The sequence below is a fragment of the Streptomyces sp. NPDC054794 genome (assembly GCF_053611585.1).
On record NZ_JBSHAQ010000068.1, the window covers coordinates 1 to 17,171 of the forward strand.

General features: G+C 72.7%; 17 protein-coding genes. 8 read left to right on the forward strand and 9 right to left on the reverse strand.

Translation table 11 applies throughout. From position 1 onward, the window contains the following. Nucleotides 1-244 precede the first annotated feature (244 nt). The 3 genes from ACWGKT_RS42470 to ACWGKT_RS42480 are packed head-to-tail and all read right to left on the reverse strand — an operon-like array spanning nt 245 to nt 3,855. Complete coding sequence (locus ACWGKT_RS42470) at nt 245-1,063, reverse strand: hypothetical protein (RefSeq protein ID WP_356150277.1); 819 nt, start codon at nt 1,061-1,063, stop codon at nt 245-247. Further along, nucleotides 1,063-2,325, reverse strand: coding sequence for a VWA domain-containing protein (locus ACWGKT_RS42475; protein WP_356150279.1), 1,263 nt, complete (start codon nt 2,323-2,325; stop codon nt 1,063-1,065). The genes ACWGKT_RS42470 and ACWGKT_RS42475 overlap by 1 nt, the downstream gene beginning before the upstream one ends. Nucleotides 2,326-2,334: 9 nt before the next feature. After that, a complete protein-coding gene (locus ACWGKT_RS42480) occupies nt 2,335-3,855 on the reverse strand; it encodes an IucA/IucC family protein (protein ID WP_453277908.1) in 1,521 nt (506 codons plus the stop codon). Between the two features lie 127 nt (nt 3,856-3,982). Between ACWGKT_RS42480 and ACWGKT_RS42485 the strand changes: the two genes are divergently transcribed. Beyond that, entirely contained in the window at nt 3,983-5,464 is a 1,482-nt protein-coding gene (locus ACWGKT_RS42485) for an IucA/IucC family protein (RefSeq protein ID WP_453277932.1), read from the forward strand. On the opposite strand, the gene ACWGKT_RS42490 is transcribed toward ACWGKT_RS42485, so the two are convergent. After that, entirely contained in the window at nt 5,461-6,252 is a 792-nt protein-coding gene (locus ACWGKT_RS42490) for a thioesterase II family protein (RefSeq protein WP_453277909.1), read from the reverse strand. The genes ACWGKT_RS42485 and ACWGKT_RS42490 overlap by 4 nt on opposite strands. Before the next feature lie 208 nt (nt 6,253-6,460). Between ACWGKT_RS42490 and ACWGKT_RS42495 the strand changes: the two genes are divergently transcribed. Continuing rightward, on the forward strand, nt 6,461-7,375 hold the full coding sequence (locus ACWGKT_RS42495) for a HipA family kinase (protein WP_453277910.1): 915 nt from the start codon (nt 6,461-6,463) through the stop codon (nt 7,373-7,375). After that, nucleotides 7,372-7,659, forward strand: coding sequence for a SelT/SelW/SelH family protein (locus ACWGKT_RS42500; RefSeq protein WP_235456015.1), 288 nt, complete (start codon nt 7,372-7,374; stop codon nt 7,657-7,659). Before ACWGKT_RS42495 ends, ACWGKT_RS42500 begins: the two co-directional genes overlap by 4 nt. 12 nt (nt 7,660-7,671) lie before the next feature. On the opposite strand, the gene aceB is transcribed toward ACWGKT_RS42500, so the two are convergent. Together aceB and ACWGKT_RS42510 are read right to left on the reverse strand one after the other, a co-directional pair. Further along, nucleotides 7,672-9,297, reverse strand: coding sequence for a malate synthase A (aceB, locus tag ACWGKT_RS42505; RefSeq protein WP_453277911.1), 1,626 nt, complete (start codon nt 9,295-9,297; stop codon nt 7,672-7,674). Nucleotides 9,298-9,481: 184 nt separating this feature from the next. After that, entirely contained in the window at nt 9,482-10,078 is a 597-nt protein-coding gene (locus ACWGKT_RS42510) for a nucleotidyltransferase family protein (protein WP_453277912.1), read from the reverse strand. Nucleotides 10,079-10,293: 215 nt separating this feature from the next. Between ACWGKT_RS42510 and ACWGKT_RS42515 the strand changes: the two genes are divergently transcribed. Continuing rightward, nucleotides 10,294-10,581, forward strand: a complete 288-nt coding sequence (locus ACWGKT_RS42515) for a DUF5955 family protein (RefSeq protein ID WP_356150291.1) — start codon at nt 10,294-10,296, stop codon at nt 10,579-10,581. 175 nt (nt 10,582-10,756) lie between these two features. Here the strand turns inward: ACWGKT_RS42515 and ACWGKT_RS42520 are convergent, their stop codons facing one another. Continuing rightward, nucleotides 10,757-11,548: an IclR family transcriptional regulator gene (locus ACWGKT_RS42520; protein WP_235456009.1), complete on the reverse strand. Its 792-nt coding sequence runs from the start codon at nt 11,546-11,548 to the stop codon at nt 10,757-10,759. A 275-nt stretch (nt 11,549-11,823) separates the two neighbouring features. Here ACWGKT_RS42520 and allB point away from each other — a divergent pair, with 275 nt between their 5' ends. Further along, nucleotides 11,824-13,161 (forward strand): allantoinase AllB, encoded by a 1,338-nt coding sequence (gene allB, locus ACWGKT_RS42525; RefSeq protein WP_453277913.1) that lies wholly within the window; start codon nt 11,824-11,826, stop codon nt 13,159-13,161. A 51-nt stretch (nt 13,162-13,212) separates the two neighbouring features. Then, nucleotides 13,213-14,337, forward strand: coding sequence for an allantoicase (alc, locus tag ACWGKT_RS42530; RefSeq protein WP_453277914.1), 1,125 nt, complete (start codon nt 13,213-13,215; stop codon nt 14,335-14,337). Between the two features lie 112 nt (nt 14,338-14,449). Here alc and ACWGKT_RS42535 read toward each other — a convergent pair whose 3' ends face one another. After that, nucleotides 14,450-15,199 carry an SDR family oxidoreductase gene (locus ACWGKT_RS42535; RefSeq protein WP_453277915.1) on the reverse strand — a complete coding sequence of 250 codons (750 nt, stop codon included), beginning with the start codon at nt 15,197-15,199 and terminating at the stop codon, nt 14,450-14,452. A 99-nt stretch (nt 15,200-15,298) separates the two neighbouring features. On the opposite strand from ACWGKT_RS42535, the gene ACWGKT_RS42540 reads away from it, so the two are divergent. Both ACWGKT_RS42540 and ACWGKT_RS42545 read left to right on the forward strand, forming a co-directional pair. After that, complete coding sequence (locus ACWGKT_RS42540) at nt 15,299-16,111, forward strand: AIM24 family protein (RefSeq protein ID WP_453277916.1); 813 nt, start codon at nt 15,299-15,301, stop codon at nt 16,109-16,111. 364 nt (nt 16,112-16,475) lie between these two features. Further along, nucleotides 16,476-16,871, forward strand: coding sequence for a ribonuclease domain-containing protein (locus tag ACWGKT_RS42545; protein WP_235456003.1), 396 nt, complete (start codon nt 16,476-16,478; stop codon nt 16,869-16,871). A 54-nt stretch (nt 16,872-16,925) separates the two neighbouring features. Here the strand turns inward: ACWGKT_RS42545 and ACWGKT_RS42550 are convergent, their stop codons facing one another. Further along, nucleotides 16,926-17,126 carry a hypothetical protein gene (locus ACWGKT_RS42550; RefSeq protein ID WP_356150305.1) on the reverse strand — a complete coding sequence of 67 codons (201 nt, stop codon included), beginning with the start codon at nt 17,124-17,126 and terminating at the stop codon, nt 16,926-16,928. Nucleotides 17,127-17,171 lie beyond the last annotated feature (45 nt).

A 17,171-nucleotide genomic window follows, 5' to 3' on the forward strand; every position in this document is an offset into this window, starting at 1 on the left:
GCTGGGGAGGGCGAAGGGCCTGCTGGGGAGGGCGAAGGGCCTGCTGGGGAGGGCGAAGGGCGCGCCAGGGAGGCGAAGGGCCTGCTGGGGAGGGTGGAGGGCCTGCTGGGGAGGGCGAAGGGCGCGCCAGGGAGGCGAAGGGCCTGCTGGGGAGGGTGGAGGGCCTGCCGGGGAGGGCGAAGGGGCCGCCATGAAAGGCGAAGGCCCGCCGTGCGGGCACGGCGGGCCTTCGGGGGACGGGGACTCAGACGCCCGGCGGCACCCGGGACGGCCGTCCCGTGCCGCGCGTCAGCGCGTACCCGCCGATGCCGGCGAGCGCGGCGAGCAGGCCGCCCACCGCCGTCCACACCCAGCGGTCGGTCCACCAGCCGGAGGACCAGCCGTCGTCCGGCTCGATGCTGGACAGCACGGCCGACTTCGCCGAGTCCTTGTCCTCGTCGGAGGACGCGGACGTGACCGCGATCCCGGGGACCAGCGGCTTGGCCAGGGAGCCGTCCACCGCGGCCGCGCCGCCCATGTCCTTGGAGTCGACGCGCACTTCGGCGTCGACCGGCTTGCCGAGGTCGGCGGAGCCGAGGTTCACCACCGTCAGGCGGATGTAGTACGTGCCCGGCAGCGGGTCGTTGGCCCACGGCTCCGACCAGGCGCGCACCGTGCGCAGGACGCAGGCCAGCTCGACGGAGGCCGCGCCCTCGGCGGCGGTGCGGGTCTGGTTGCCGTACTGGCATGACTGGCGGCGCCGCAGACCGTCGTACACGTCGATCTGCCACGTCTCGGCGGCGTGCGTGCCGGGCAGCTTCACCGTCGCCCTGACGTTCGGGCGCTGCCCGGCGTCGGCCGGGAACGACCAGTACAGGTAGTCACCGGTCGAGCCGTTGGCGGTGGCCCGCTGCCCCTGGTCGAGCTCCGTCGCCGTACGGAACGACGTGCCCGCCTGGGTGGGCGCCTTGCTGTCGTCCGAGGAGCTCGACGAGGACGCCGTGGGGGTGGAGTCGGCGACGGCCGGCCCCGCGGCCAGGCCGAGCGTCAGCAGCGCGGCGCTCAGTACACGTGTGATGCGCATCAGTTGGTCCTCCAGACCGCGAACCGCCAGCGCGACAGCCAGCCCCACAACAGACCCGCGACGAAGCCGGTCAGCACGAGCGCGCCGAGCAGCCACCAGCCGCGCCCGAGGCCGAAGGCGGCCACGTCGCTCGCCTTGCTCGGCCCGTCCACCACGTCCACGGTCAGCTCCAGCGGCAGACCCGGCGTGGTCTTCACACCGGCGGCCGGCGAGAAGGAGTTGGTCACCTGGAGGCACACCGTCTCGGCGGTCGCCGTGTCGTCGTCGCTCTCCGGCTTCGGGTAGCGCAGACCGGTCGAGATCATGTCCGTACGGCCCGTGCCCGCGGCCTCGCCGCGCACGATCTCCCGGCCGCGCTCCGTGACCGCCCGCAGGAGCACGCCGTGGTCGGGGTTGACCGTCCGGTCGTCCGCGACGCTCACCGAGGCGCGCAGCTCCTGGCCGGGCTCGACGTCCACCTTGTACCAGCGCTGCTGCCCGAACTCCTCGCGGTCCGTGTACAGCCCGGACTTCAGCGCGGGCGCCTTGGCGCACTCGGTGGCACCCTCGGTCGCCACCGGCGTCACCACCGGATCGGCGGCCCGGTCGACCAACTGCCCCACCCGGTCGCTGAGCTCCTCCTTGTGCCGCACGTCCGTGTAGGTGCCGCCGGTCGCGTCCGCGATGCAGCTGAGCTGGTCACGGGTCTTGGCGTCCGGCACCAGGCCGAGCGTGTCGATGGTCAGCCCGATCCCCTTGGCGGCGATCTCCCGAGCCACCTCGCACGGGTCCAGCGGCTGGCAGGTGTCCTCGCCGTCGCTGATCAGGACGATACGGCGGCTGCCGTCACCGCCGTTGAGATCGCCGGCCGCCGCCTGCAGCGCGGGGCCGATCGGCGTCCAGCCGGTCGGCGCGAGCGTCGCCACCGCCGTCTTGGCCTCGGTCCGGTCCAGCGGACCGACCGGGTACAGCTGCGCGGTGTCCTTGCAGCCCGTCTTCCGGTCGTTGCCACGGTAGTTGGCACCCAGGGTACGGATGCCGAGCTGGACCTCCTCGGGCGTCGCGTCGAGCACCTCGTTGAACGCCTGCTTCGCCGCGGCCATCCGCGACCCACCGTCTATGTCCCGCGCCCGCATGGAACCGCTGACGTCCAGCACGAGTTCCACTTTGGGAGCGGCCTGGTCCGTCTCGTCGGCGGCCGCCGGGGCGGGAGACGCGATCCCGGCCGCCAGGGCGGCGAGCAGGGCGCAGACGCCCGCCGCGAGCCGTTGTGTTCTGATCATCGGCGGATCCTATTGATCAGACGTGTCGTGCTCCAAAACGGGGTCCCAACGCAGGGGATGAGGCAGGGCGAACCATTGGTCACCGGGCGTTCCGGGGGACAGCCGCATCAGCGTCAACGCCTTCGCGGGCAGCGGATCCTCGCACAGCGCCGTCAGATCGGGGGTGCGTGGCAGGTCGCGTACGACGGCCTCCAGCGCGCCGCGGAGCGCGGTGCCCGAACCCGCCGTGCCCGCCAGCGCGCCCGCCACCAGGGAGCCGAACAGCTTGCGGCGCAGGGTGTTTTCGTCGTCCGTGACCAGACGGCCGGTCAGGTCCGGCGGGGTGATGCCGTGGCGGGTGAGGCGGGCGGGGCTGATGCGGATGTCGGCGAGGTCGCGGTAGACCAGGCGCAGCGGGTCGCCGGTCGCGGACAGCACCACCAGGAGGTTCTGGCCGTGTGCCTCCAGGGCCACGCCCAGTTCGAGCAGGCGCAGGCCCACCGTGAGGGCGAGGCGGGTGAAGCCGGCCAGCCAGGCGGGGGAGGCCGGCAGGTCCGTGGTGGCCAGGGCGGCCACCGGCAGGACGTGCTCGCCGGGCGCCGCGTACTGCCGCGGTGATTCGCGCAGTACGGCCGCGAGGTCCGGGGAATGGGCCGTCACCGCGCCCAGCGTGCGCGTCACGTGCAGCAGCCCGTCGGTGCGGGCCGCCAGGTCCTCAGCGAAGGACGAGAGGATCGCGGACGCCCCGATCGAGTACTCGGAGATGTCCCGCACCGAGGAGGTCAGCCGCGTGCTGAGCGCGGTCTTCACATGCGGTCCGTCGGGCAGGGCGAGGGTCCGCAGGGACATCAGCGGGTGCGCGGCCCGGACGCCCGCACCGCGGACCTTGAGGACGTGCGCCGCCTGCCAGGGGTGCACCGGGATCAGCAGCCGCCCCCCGTCCGTCGGCCACGCCCCCGTCACCAGGCACTCCTCCCGCGGCACCGGGACCGTCGCCAGCTCCACGACCGGCCCGTGCTCCGGGCCGTAGGCGAGCTGTTCGGCCACCGAGAAACCGGGGCGGGAACGGCAGTTGGGGTGGAAGGGATGCCCGTCCACCACACGCTGCTCCCACTCCCAGTCCTGTTCCGGCCACTCCTTCGGATGATCCGGCCGGCCGGCCCGGGACAGCGCCAACGACGCCGCGCTGTGCCCGAGTTCGGCCGCGAAGTCCGCCGCGTGCGGTACCGCGAGGTCCGTGATCAGACGGGCGGGATCGTCGTACGGCACACCGTCGAGGTGGACGAGGGTGACGTACGCGTCCGTGGCGTACGGATCGGCGTGCGGCCCGTGCAGCGTGCGGCCGTCGGCCAGCCGCAGGTCGAGGCCGCTCGCCCCGCGCGCCCGCCGGGTGACCCAGGGCAGCGGCTCGTGCGCGAGCGCCCGCCACAGCCGGGTCAGCACGGCCGCCCGGGCACCCGACAGCTCGGCCGCGTACCCGGCCAGCAGGCCGGGCCGGGTTTCGGCCAGCTCGGCGGCGACCTGCGCCTCGACGGTGGGGGGACGGTGCACGGGCGGACTCCTCGGGTACGGGTGTGACGTCACGATTGTCGGTGAAGGCCGACATACTTGATCGAGAACGGGCCGTGTGGTGACCGGACCGTGTGAACACGCAGAACGAAGGGAACGCGTGGACCTCATGCCCCCGGGCGACGACGCCGGGCGCGCCGACGCGTACGCGGCCGCGCCGCTGCTCAACTGCCTGCTGCGGGAGATCGCCGAGCCGCTCCCGGACCGGGGACCGCGCCGCGTGTACCGGCTGCCGGGCGGCGGCCGGCTGCTGCGCGTACGCGGCGGGCGCCGGCCCGAGGCGCCCGAACTGCGCACCGACGGGGGCTGGCAGCCCCTGGGCCACACCGAGCTGGTCAAACTCGTCGCCGACGAACTGCGCCGGCACACCGGAATGTCCAACGACGACCTGCCCACCGAGATGATCGACAGCCGGGACGCGGTCGCCGCGCTGCTCGCCGCCCGCGCCCGGGCGACGGCACCCGAGGACCCGTACCTGCGGTCCGAGCAGTCCCTCATCACCGGCCACCCCTACCACCCGGCCCCCAAGGCACGCGGCGGCGGACCGGTCGCCGGCTGGCTGCCGTACGCCCCGGAGGCGCACGCCCGCCTCCCGCTGGTGCTGCTCGGCGTGCGCGAGGACGAAGTGGTCGAGGACGGCGACCCCACCGCGCTGGACGCCCTCGGCACGGCCCCGCCCGGCTACCGGCTGCTGCCCGCCCACCCCTGGCAGCTGGACCTCGTCGGCCGGGACCTGGCGCCCGCCTTCGCGGACGGCCGCCTGATCCGGCTGGGCGCGACCGCCGACGAGGCCTGGCCGACGGCGGCGATCCGCACCCTGTACGCGCCCGGGCGCGACCTCTTCGTCAAGTTCAGCCTCGATGTGCGCATCACCAACGACATCCGCCGGCTGTGGCGCCACGACCTGCTGAAACTGCGCCGTACGGACGCGGCCGCGACCCGCGCCTTCGCCGGTGTCGACGGCCCCGCCGCCTGGCTGAGCGACCGTGGCTACCGCACGGCCCGGTTCGCCTTCGAGGAACTCGCGGTCCTGGTCCGCGACGGACTGCGCGGCCACCTGCTGCCCGGCGCGACCCCGCTGCTCGCCGCGGGCCTCGCGGAGGGCTTCGAGGGCAGCCCGCTCGCCGCCACCGCGGATCCGGCGGCCTGGTGGGAGGCGTACCTGCGCCAGGTCGTCCCGCCGGCCCTCGCCGCCTTCGCGGACCACGGCGTCGTCGTCGAGGCACACCTGCAGAACACCCTGGTCGCGGTGGACGCCGCCGGCCTCCCCGTGCAGGCGCTGTTCAGGGACGCGGAGGGCGTCAAGCTGCTGCCGGACGTGTCCCGGGCGGCCGGATGGGAGCGGCTGGTGTACTGCCTGGTCGTCAACCACCTCACCGAGATCGCGGCCGCCCTCGTCGAGCACCACCCGGGCCTCGACCCCTGGCCGGCCGCGCGCCGCGAACTCGCCCGCCACGACCTCCCGGAGATCACCGGCCTGCTCGCCTCGCCCACCCTGCCCGGCAAGACGAACCTGCTGCTGCGCTGGACCGGCGCGGACGGCGCCGCCGCCCGCTACCTGCCCCTGCCGAATCCGCTGCTCGACGCCTAGCGGCAGGGGGGCTGCCCGCTCAGGACGGCGGTGACGGTGGAGAGCACGGGGTCGGTCGACTCGCGGGTGAGGAAGAAGTGCCCGCCCGGGAAGGTGTGATGGGCGAAGGCGCCGGTGCTGACGGCGGCCCAGCGGGCCAGGTCGTCCGGGGTGTGGCGGTCGTCCGCCCCGCCGAGGACGGTGAGCGGGCAGCCGAGCCGCCCGGTGGGCGGAGCGGCGTGGAAGCTGTCGCAGAGCGTGTAGTCGGCCCGCAGGACCGGCAGCAGGATGTCCATGAGCTCGGGGCTGGCGAGCACCTCGTCGGTCGTCCCGCCCATCGCGCGCAGATCCTCGACGATGTCGGCGTCGCTCCACTGTCCGCGGCCGGACTTGGGATGCGGGCCGCCGGGTCCGGCGCAGCCGCTGAGCAGGAGCCGCTCCGGCGCCGGGTCGCCGTGCCGGGCGGCGGTCAGGGCGACGCCGTAGGCGAGCAGCGCGCCCATGCTGTGGCCGAAGAACGCGTAGGGGAGCGGTCCGAGCGCGGGCCGGACACCGGCGTACAGCGCCGCGACGGCCGCGTGATAGTCCGTCAGGCGTGGCTCGGCGAAGCGCCCTTCACGGCCCGGCAGATGGACGGCGAGGACCTCCACGTCCTGGGGCAGCCGGGCGGCCCAGGCGCGGTAGAAGTTCGGGCCCGCGCCCGCCGGGTGGAAGCAGAGGAGCCGCATGCGCGGCCGGGGGCTGTGGGTCAGGGGCCGCAGCCACGGGTTCGTGCCGGGCGCGGTGGCGGACGGGACGCTGGTCGTCATGGTTCGGGAAGACCTCGGGTGGGTGGGAGGGGTGGACCCGGCTGGGTGGAAGGGGTGGACCCGGCTCGGCCTCGGCCGGGGCGGCGACGAGACTCACGGACCGACCATGATCGATTCCGGCGGCGAACGCAACACCGTCCGGCGATGTCCTGAAAGTGAACTAGCCCCCTGCCGGGCAGCCCGCGAAGGCGGTGCATAGCCTGAGAGGATGCTGAGTGAAGTCACCGCCACCCGGTACGTGGCGCCCCTGCACGAGGGCGGATCCGTGCCCGGCGTCGTCGAGGCCGACGACCTGGGGACGTACGTCGTGAAGTTCACCGGCTCCGCGCAGGGACGCAAGGCGCTGGTCGCCGAGGTGATCGTGGGGGAGCTGGCGCGCGCCCTCGGGCTGCGGTTCCCCGAGCTGGTCCTGGTGCACTTCGACCCGGAGATCGCCGCGCACGAGCCGCACCAGGAGGTACGGGAGCTGCTCCACGCCTCCGAGGGCATGAACCTGGGGATGGACTACCTGCCGGGCGCGAAGGACTTCACGCCCGAGGTCGCCCGGACCTTCCCGGTGGACCCCCTGGAGGCGGGCAGGATCGTCTGGCTCGACGCGCTCACCGTCAACGTCGACCGTACGATCCACAGCTCCAACCTGATGATCTGGCCGACCTTCGGCACCGCGCCCCCGCACCTGTGGCTCATCGACCACGGCGCCGCCCTCGTCTTCCACCACCGCTGGGACACCTCAGCGCCCGAGAAGGCGTACGACTTCCGGCACCACGCCCTCGGCCACTACGCCCCCGACGTCCGGGCCGCCGACGCCGAACTCGCCCCCCGGGTCACCGAGGAACTCCTACGGGGCATCCTGGCGGAAGTACCGGACCCCTGGCTGGCCGAGGAACCGGGCTTCGGCACGCCCGACGAGGTCCGGACCGCCTACGTCGGCTATCTCGCCGCGCGCGTGCGGGCCTCGCAGCAGTGGCTGCCCTCCGATTTCCCGAGCCGCGAGGAACTCGCGGCCGAGGAGGCCGCCCGCGCGGCCAGAACGCAGCAGGGCCGCCCGAACTGGCTCAAGCGGGTCCCCGACCTGCACGGCAAACCGGCGGCGGAACAGGATTGGTCGGTGCACCTCGGATGACGGACAGCCCTTCGGACGCGCAGCGGGTCGAGATCGAGTACTGCACCCAGTGCCGCTGGCTGCCACGCGCCGCCTGGCTGGCCCAGGAGCTGCTGACGACCTTCGAGGCCGAGCTCACGGAGCTCGCGCTCAAGCCCGGCACGGGCGGTGTCTTCGTGGTCCGGGTCAATGACGAGGTGGTCTGGGACCGCCGTGAGCAGGGCTTCCCGGAGCCGACGGCCGTGAAGCGGGCCGTACGCGACCGAGTGGCCCCGGGAAGGTCCCTGGGCCACTCGGACAGGTGAGGCCGGCGAGGCTCAGCCGGTGAGCTGCCGGTACGCGGGCAGCGTCAGGAAGTCCGCGTAGTCCTCGTCGAGGGCGACCTGGAGCAGCAGGTCGTGGGCCTGCCGCCAGTGGCCGGCCGCGAAGGCCTCCTCGCCGATCTGGGCCCGGATGGCGGCGAGTTCCTCGGCGGCGACCTTGCGGGCCAGCTCCGGAGTGGCCTTCTCGCCGTTCTCGAACTCGACGCCCGCGTTGATCCACTGCCAGATCTGCGAGCGGGAGATCTCGGCGGTGGCCGCGTCCTCCATCAGGTTGAAGATGGCCACGGCGCCGAGGCCGCGCAGCCAGGCCTCGATGTAACGGATGCCGACCTGCACGGCGTTGACCAGGCCCGGGTACGTCGGCTTGGCGTGCAGGGAGTCGACGGCGATCAGGTCGGCCGCCTTGACGTCGACGTCCTCGCGCAGCCGGTCCTTCTGGTGGGGCCGGTCACCGAGCACCCGGTCGAAGGACGCCATGGCGATCGGCACCAGGTCCGGGTGGGCGACCCACGAGCCGTCGAAACCGTCGTTCGCCTCGCGGTCCTTGTCCGCCTTCACCTTCTCGAAGGCGACCTTGTTGACCTCCTCGTCGCGGCGGGACGGGATGAACGCCGCCATGCCGCCGATGGCGTGCGCGCCGCGCTTGTGGCAGGTACGGACGAGGAGTTCGGTGTACGCGCGCATGAACGGGGCCGTCATGGTGACCGCGTTGCGGTCCGGCAGGACGAACTTGGGGCCGCCGTCACGGAAGTTCTTGACGATGGAGAAGAGGTAGTCCCAGCGGCCCGCGTTCAACCCGGCGGCGTGGTCGCGCAGTTCGTAGAGGATCTCCTCCATCTCGTAGGCCGCCGTGATCGTCTCGATCAGCACGGTGGCCCGGACGGTGCCCTGCGGGATGCCGACGTAGTCCTGCGCGAAGACGAACACGTCGTTCCACAGGCGGGCCTCCAGGTGCGACTCCGTCTTCGGCAGGTAGAAGTACGGGCCCTTGCCGAGGTCCAGCAGCCGCTGGGCGTTGTGGAAGAAGTACAGGCCGAAGTCGACGAAGGCGCCCGGGACGGCCCTGCCGTCGGCGTCGACGAGGTGGCGCTCGTCGAGGTGCCAGCCGCGCGGGCGCATGACGACGGTGGCCAGCTCCTCGTTCGGGCGCAGGGCGTACGACTTGCCGGAGGCCGCGTCGGTGAAGTCGATGCGCCGCGTGTAGGCGTCGCTCAGGTTGAGCTGGCCGAGGACCACGTTCTCCCAGGTGGGCGCGGAGGCGTCCTCGAAGTCCGCGAGCCACACCCGGGCGCCCGAGTTGAGCGCGTTGATGGTCATCTTGCGGTCGGTGGGGCCGGTGATCTCGACGCGGCGGTCGTCCAGGGCCGCGGGGGCCGGGGCCACCTTCCAGGAGTCGTCCGCGCGGACGGCGGCGGTCTCCGGGAGGAAGTCGAGCGTGGAGGTTCGGGCGATCTCGGCGCGGCGGTCCGCGCGGCGGGCGAGCAGTTCGTCGCGGCGCGGCGTGAAACGCCGGTGCAGCTCGGCCACGAAGGCGAGCGCCGCGTCGGTGAGGACCTCATCCTGCCGGGGCAGGGGCTCGGCGTCGACGATGGCCAGCGGAGACGGCGCTGGTGCGGACATGAGCTGTCACTTCCTTCAGCGATGGCACCGGGTGCCAGTCGGCCCGGGTACGGCGATGTGCGCCCGCGGAGCAGCAGGGCGCTTCTGAGCAGTGGATACTAGTTTCCTCATCGTGGAAGTTCAATGATTTGTTGACATCGAGATTCTCCGGTTCGAGGCAACGTGGCTCTGCGTGCCACCCTCCTCACTCAAGGTGGACCAGGTCGGCCTCGGTGTCGATGTCGTACGCCCGGGCCACGTCCGCGCACTCCACGAGCGTGATCGCGTCCTCGTGCGCCTTCAGGTACGAGCGTGCTCCCCGGTCGCCGGTCGCGCTCGTGGCGATCCCGGCCCAGTGGGCGGCGCCGAACAGCACGGGATGCCCGCGCACCCCCTCGTAGGCGGCCGAGACCAGCGAGGACTCGTCCCGGTATGCGGCCAGCACCCGGGCCACCGCCTCCGATCCGATGCCGGGCTGGTCGACGAGCGAGACCAGCGCGGCCCGCGCGCCGGTCCCGGCGAGGGAGGCCAGTCCGGCGCGCAGCGAGGAGCCCATGCCCTGCGCCCAGTCGGGGTTGTCCACGAGGACGCAGCCGGGCAGCTCCGCGCGCTCGCGCACGGTGTCCGCGGCCGCCCCGAGCACCACGTGGATCCGGTCGCATCCGGCCGCGCGCAGTACGCCGACCGCGTGTTCGACGAGCGGGCGTCCGTGATGTTCGAGCAGCGCCTTGGGTCGTCCGCCGAGCCGCCGCCCGCCGCCCGCGGCCAGCAGCAGGCCGGTGATGTGGTGCTTGTCGGTCATGCATCAGGCATACCTGACGTCGGGCGGGGCACGGCCTCTCCTTGGCCTGAAATTCCGTCCGCGGTGTGGCGCGCCCCGCACCGGGTGGCGTTTACTGACCCGCGTCCCCCGGTGCCCGACCGCCGCCACGGGGGCTCTGGGCGGGACGGCGAAGCGTGCGCACACAACGACATGCCTGGGGGAGGGCTGCGTTGCGGAGCTTGGGGCAGAGGCCAGTGACCGGCAGCGACGAGGACCCGAGGGTGGCGGAACTGCGGACCGCGGTGTCCCGGCTGCGCCGCGAACTCGCCACGCACCCGGTCGAGTTCCCCGACCGGGGCATCGCCGAGGACGAACTCGCCGCCCTCGCCGCGATGGCCGTCAGCGGCATGCCCGAGATACCCCGCCTGCGCCGCTCCCTGCTACTGATCGCGAGCGCGATCGGTTCGGTCAGCGCCCTGGCCCGGGGCCTGTCGGACGTCCGCGCGGCGGTGGACCTGTTCGGTGAACCACCACGACTCTGAGGGGGCGGGCGCGGCTCGGTCCCCCGAGGCCGGCCCGGTTCGATCGGGTCCGGCTCGGTTCCATCGGGTCCGGCTGGGGCTGACGGCCCCCCGGCTCGGGTTCACCGGGCCCCGGTCGGGTCGCCGACTCCGGCGCGGACTCACCGAGCCCGGCGCGCACTCGCCAGGTCCCGGTTCAGGCCCCCGAGCTCGCCAGTGCCTCGGAGAGTTCCTCGGCGACCTGTTGGAGTACCGGCACGATGCGGTCCGTCGCTGCCTCGGTGACCCGGCCCGCCGGGCCGGAGATCGAGATGGCCGCGGCGGTGGGGGAGTCGGGCACCGGCACCGCGAGGCAGCGGACGCCGATCTCCTGTTCGTTGTCGTCGACCGCGTAGCCGAGCCGGCGGACGTCCTCCAGCGCGGCCAGGAAACCCTCGGGGGTGGTGATCGTCTTGTCCGTCGCGGCGGGCATGCCGGTGCGGGAGAGGAGCGCGCGCACCTCGTGCTCCGGAACGCCCGCGAGCAGGGCCTTGCCCACGCCCGTGGAGTGCGGCAGCACGCGTCGGCCGACCTCGGTGAACATGCGCATCGAGTGCTTGGACGGCACCTGCGCCACGTAGACGATCTCGTCCCCGTCCAGCAGCGCCATGTTCGCCGTCTCACCGGTCTCCTCGACGAGGCGGGCGAGGTAGGGGCGGGCCCAGGTGCCGAGCAGACGCGAGGCCGACTCGCCGAGGCGGATCAGGCGCGGGCCCAGCGCATAGCGCCGGTTCGGCTGCTGGCGTACGTATCCGCAGGCCACCAGGGTGCGCATCAGGCGGTGGATGGTGGGCAGTGGCAGCCCGCTGCTCGCCGAGAGCTCGCTGAGACCGACCTCGCCGCCCGCGTCCGCCATCCGCTCCAAGAGGTCGAAGGCGCGCTCCAGGGACTGGACGCCGCCGCTGCTGGACTTGGCGGAGTCGGTGGTGCTGGCGTTGGACGTCGGCACGGGCGCGTTCCTTTCGGGACTGGCGGGAAGGGCAGAAGCCTACCCGGCAGTCGGTTGACTCCCCGCTGGTACGTAGCTACGTTCTGCTTGCTGGAATTGTAATTCCGCTTCGTGGAAAAGTCCAGAGTGTGCGCCCGGAGTCCGTCGAGAAGAAGTGTGCCCTTGACGGCGCGGGAGCGGGAGTGAAGACTCCTTCAACAGAACGTTGAATTCCATTACGTGCCTGTACATCCCGCTTTCCTGGAAGCAGAACGGCGGCAGAGAGAGGGGTCCGGGTGTCCGACGCTGAACTGGTGCTGCGCTCGACGCGCGTCATCACCCCGGAGGGGACACGTCGCGCTTCGGTCGCGGTCCTCGCCGGCCGGATCACGGCGGTGCTGCCGTACGACGCCGAGGTACCGCGCGGCGCCCGCCTGGAGGACTTCGGCGACGACGTCCTGCTGCCCGGCCTGGTCGACACCCACGTGCACGTCAACGACCCGGGCCGCACCGAGTGGGAGGGCTTCTGGACCGCCACGCGCGCCGCGGCCGCCGGCGGCATCACCACCCTCGTGGACATGCCGCTCAACTCGCTCCCGCCGACGACGACGGTCGACCACCTCCGCGTCAAGCGGCAGGTCGCCGCCGACAAGGCGCACATCGACGTCGGCTTCTGGGGCGGCGCCCTGCCCGACAACGTCAAGGACCTGCGCCCGCTGCACGACGCCGGGGTCTTCGGCTTCAAGGCCTTCCTGTCGCCCTCGGGCGTGGACGAGTTCCCGCACCTCGACCAGGACGGACTCGCCCGGTCGCTCGCCGAGATCGCCGGCTTCGACGGACTGCTGATCGTGCACGCCGAGGACCCGCACCACCTGGACGCGGCCCCGCAACACGGCGGCCCCAAGTACGCCGACTTCCTCGCCTCCCGCCCGCGCGACGCCGAGGACACCGCCATCGCGAACCTCGTCGCCCAGGCGAAACGCCTCCACGCGCGCGTGCACGTCCTGCACCTGTCCTCCAGCGACGCGCTGCCGCTGATCGCCGCCGCCAAGGCCGACGGCGTCCGCATCACCGTCGAGACCTGCCCGCACTACCTGACCCTGACCGCCGAGGAAGTCCCGGACGGCGCCAGCGAGTTCAAGTGCTGCCCGCCCATCCGCGAGGCCGCCAACCAGGACCTGCTCTGGCAGGCGCTGGCGGACGGCACCATCGACTGCGTGGTCACCGACCACTCGCCCTCCACGGCCGACCTGAAGACGGACGACTTCGCCACCGCCTGGGGAGGCATCTCCGGCCTTCAGCTCAGCCTGGCGGCCGTCTGGACCGAGGCACGCCGGCGCGGCCACGGCCTGGAGGACGTGGTCCGCTGGATGTCGACGCGTACGGCGGCCCTGGTGGGCCTGGCGGACAAGGGCGCCATCGCGCCCGGCCGCGACGCCGACTTCGCCGTCCTCGCCCCCGACGAGACGTTCACCGTGGACCCGGCCGCCCTCCAGCACCGCAACCGCGTCACGGCGTACGCGGGCCGCACCCTGTACGGCGTCGTGAAATCCACCTGGCTGCGCGGCGAACGCATCGTCGCCGACGGCGAGTTCACCGAGCCGAAGGGCCGGCTGCTGACCCGCACCCCCTGAACCACTCCCGCGACCGCAGCGGCCGACTCCCGAAAGGAACCCCTGATCACCGTGACGGCGACACCCCGTTTCACCGGCGACGCGAACCCCTACGGAGGCGGTGACCCGTACGCCGACTACCGCACCGCCGACTTCCCCTTCACCCAGTACGCCAACCTCGCCGACCGGCAGCTCGGGGCCGGTGTCGTCGCCGCCAACGACGAGTTCTTCGCCCAGCGCGAGAACCTGCTGGTGCCCGAGCGGGCCGAGTTCGACCCCGAGCACTTCGGGCACAAGGGCAAGATCATGGACGGCTGGGAGACCCGCCGCCGGCGCGGCGCCTCCGCCGAGCACCCCTGGCCCACGGCCGAGGACCACGACTGGGCGCTGGTGCGCCTGGGCGCGCCCGGTGTCGTACGGGGCATCGTCGTCGACACCGCCCACTTCCGCGGCAACTACCCGCAGGCGGTGTCGATCGAGGGCGCGACCGTGGCCGGCTCCCCGTCGCCCGAGGAACTGCTCGGCGGCGACGTGAAGTGGACGACGCTCGTCCCGCGCACCCCGGTCGGCGGCCACGCGGCGAACGGCTTCGCCGTCTCGGTCGAGCAGCGCTTCACGCACCTGCGCGTCAACCAGCACCCCGACGGCGGCATCGCGCGCCTGCGCGTGTACGGCGAGGTCGTCCCGGACCCCGAGTGGCTGAAGGTCCTCGGCACCTTCGACGTGGTCGCCCTGGAGAACGGCGGCCGGGTCGAGGACGCGTCCAACCTGTTCTACTCCCCGGCGACCAACACCATCCAGCCCGGCCGCTCCCGCAAGATGGACGACGGCTGGGAGACCCGCCGGCGCCGCGACCGGGGCAACGACTGGATCCGATACCGGCTGGCGGCCCAGTCCCTGATCCGCGCGATCGAGATCGACACGGCCTACCTCAAGGGCAACAGCGCCGGCTGGGCGTCGGTGTCCGTACGGGACGGCGAGAACCGCGAGGACGCTGAGTGGCGCGAGATCCTCCCGCGCACCCGCCTCCAGCCCGACACCAATCACCGCTTCGTCCTGACGGCCCCCGCCGTCGGCACGCACGCGCGCGTGGACATCTACCCCGATGGCGGCATCTCCCGCCTGCGCCTGTTCGGCTCCCTGACGGAGGAGGGCGCGACCCGCCTGGCGGCGCGCCACCAGGAACTGGGCGGCTGAGCCGGCACCACCCGCCGGCCCGTCCCGGTGCCTCAAGAAGTCGCGTTTCCCAGCTTCTCGACCCACCGAGTCGGGCGGGCGGGTGGACAAGGACCCCCCGACCGCCGGACGCCTACGCCGCGTGGCCCCCGTCCACCGAGAGCTCCGCCCCGGTGACGTACGCCGCGTCCGGACCGGCGAGGTACGCCACCGCCGACGCCACCTCGTCCGCCGTACCGAACCGGCCCAGCGCGGTCAGGGCCACCTGCCCGTCGGCGTACGGCCCGTCCGCCGGGTTCATGTCGGTGTCCGTCGGTCCCGGATGCACGAGGTTCGCCGTGATCCCGCGCCCGCCGAGCTCCCGGGCCAGCGCCTTGGTCAGCCCGATCAACGCCGACTTGCTCATCGTGTAGAGCGTGCCGCCGGGCCCCGGCACCCGCTGCGTCATGCAGGTACCGATCGTGACGATCCGGCCGCCCGCTCCCATCCGCGCGGCCGCCGCCCGGGAGGCCAGGAAGACGGCGCGCACGTTCACGGCGAGGACCAGGTCCACCTCCTCCGGGCCGAGCGTCTCCAGCGGGCCGAGCACGCCCACGCCCGCGTTGTTCACCAGCACGTCGAGCCCGCCCAGCGCCTGCGCCGCGCGCTCCACCGCGCCCGCCGCCTCGGCGGCGTCCGCCGCGTCCGCGCGCAGGGCCACCGCCCGGCGCCCGAGCACCTCGACGGCCCGTACGACGTCCTCGGCCGCCTCCTTGCCGTTCACATAGGTGACGGCCACGTCCGCGCCCTCGCGCGCGAGCCGCAGTGCCGTCGCCGCGCCGATGCCGCGGCTGCCGCCGGTGACCAGCGCCACCTTGCCGTTCAGAGTTCCCTGAGTTGTCATGCGTCCATCCCAGCGGCCCGGCCGACGCGGTGCTGGCGGTGAACGGACAGCGATCTCGGCCGACCGGAACTCTTCGTTCCGGGTTCGCGTTCTCCCCCCGTGACTCTTCAGCAAGAAATCGTCGGCAACGCCATGCAGATGGCGATCGTCAATCTCACCCCCGGCCAGACCGTGTACTGCGAGGCGGGGAAGTTCCTGTTCAAGACGACGAACGTGACCATGGAGACGCGCCTGTCCGGGCCGTCGAACGGCAACGGTCAGCCGCAGGGCGGCGGCGGTGGCATGGGCGGCATGCTGCGCCAGGCCATGGGTACGGCGATGCAGGTCGGCCAGCGCATGCTCGCCGGCGAGTCGCTGGCGTTCCAGTACTTCACCGCCCAGGGCGGCCAGGGCACCGTCGGCTTCGCGGGCGTCCTGCCCGGCGAGATGCGCGCCCTGGAACTCGACGGCACGCGCGCGTGGTTCGCCGAGAAGGACGCGTTCGTGGCGGCCGAGTCCACCGTCGACTTCGGCATAGCCTTCCAGGGCGGCCGCACCGGCATGAGTGGCGGCGAGGGCTTCGTCCTGGAGAAGTTCACGGGCCACGGCACGGTGATCATCGCCGGTGCCGGCAACTTCATCGACCTCAACCCCGCCGACTTCGGCGGCCGCATCGAGGTCGACACCGGCTGTGTCGTCGCCTTCGAGGAGGGCATCCAGTACGGCGTCCAGCGCGTCGGCGGCCTCAACCGCCAGGGGATCATGAACGCGGTCTTCGGCGGCGAAGGCCTGTCGCTGGCGACCCTGGAGGGCAACGGCCGGGTCATCCTGCAGTCGCTCACCATCGAGAGCCTCGCCAACGCCCTGAAGAAGGCCCAGGGCGGCGACAAGCAGGGCCCGACCGGCGGACTGTTCTCGACCCACGCGGGCTGAGACGGCGGACCGCGCATCGCGGACCGACGGGACGCGGGTGCCGGCGGACCGATGAGTTGCGGGTGCCGGTGGGGGTCTGAGGTGATGACCACGGACCCCACCCCAGGAAGAGGTTCCGGCACACCGGAGGGCGCATCACCGGGACCGGCGTTGCCATCCAGTCGTACGACACGGCGGGCCGCCCGGAGTACGGCTCGTACGCCCTTCCCGAGCCCGACCGGACCGCCTGACTCGCCGGTGCTTGTAGGGACCTTGTGGGGACTGCGGGCCGGAGGTTAACTCCCCGAAAACTCATCGGACTTGAGGGGAAAATCCTCCGGATTGACATTGACATGCCACTGTCTACGCGCGTCATCATGAGGCCATGAGATTCCCCCCACGAATCACTCGCATCGGCGCCGCGGGCGCCCTCCTGTCCGCCCTCCTCGTCGGCGGCACCGTCACCGCCACCTCGGCGGACGCGGCGGCCACGTCCGTCGGCAGCATCTGCTACGGCGACCTGCCCTCGCAGGCGTACACCACCCTGAAGCTGATCGATCAGGGCGGTCCGTTCCCGTACTCGCAGGACGGGGTCGTCTTCCAGAACCGGGAGCACGTCCTGCCCGGCCAGCCCACCGGCTACTACCACGAGTACACGGTGAAGACCCCCGGCTCCTCCACCCGCGGCGCGCGGCGCATCGTCACCGGTGAGGAGTACCAGGAGGACTACTACACCGGGGACCACTACGCCACGTTCGACCTGATCGACTTCGGCTGCTGAACCGACGTCCGGGACCGAGGGAACGGCGCGACCAGCCGGAGGCCCGGTGCGCACTCAACCGGGCTTCCGGCTCTCCGCGGCGGCGAGCAGCGCGCACGCCAGCGCCAGCAGGGCGACGCTCGCGTAGACGCCGTAGCCGTCGAGGAAGCCGAGCCGTTGCACGAGGCCCACGTGCCAGTGGGTGAACTCGTGCACCAGACCCAGCACGCCCTGTACGAGCGCGAGGAATCCGAGTACCTCCAGCAGCTTCTTCACGGCACGACTCTCGCCCCGCGGTGTCCCCCCACACATCGGCCGCGG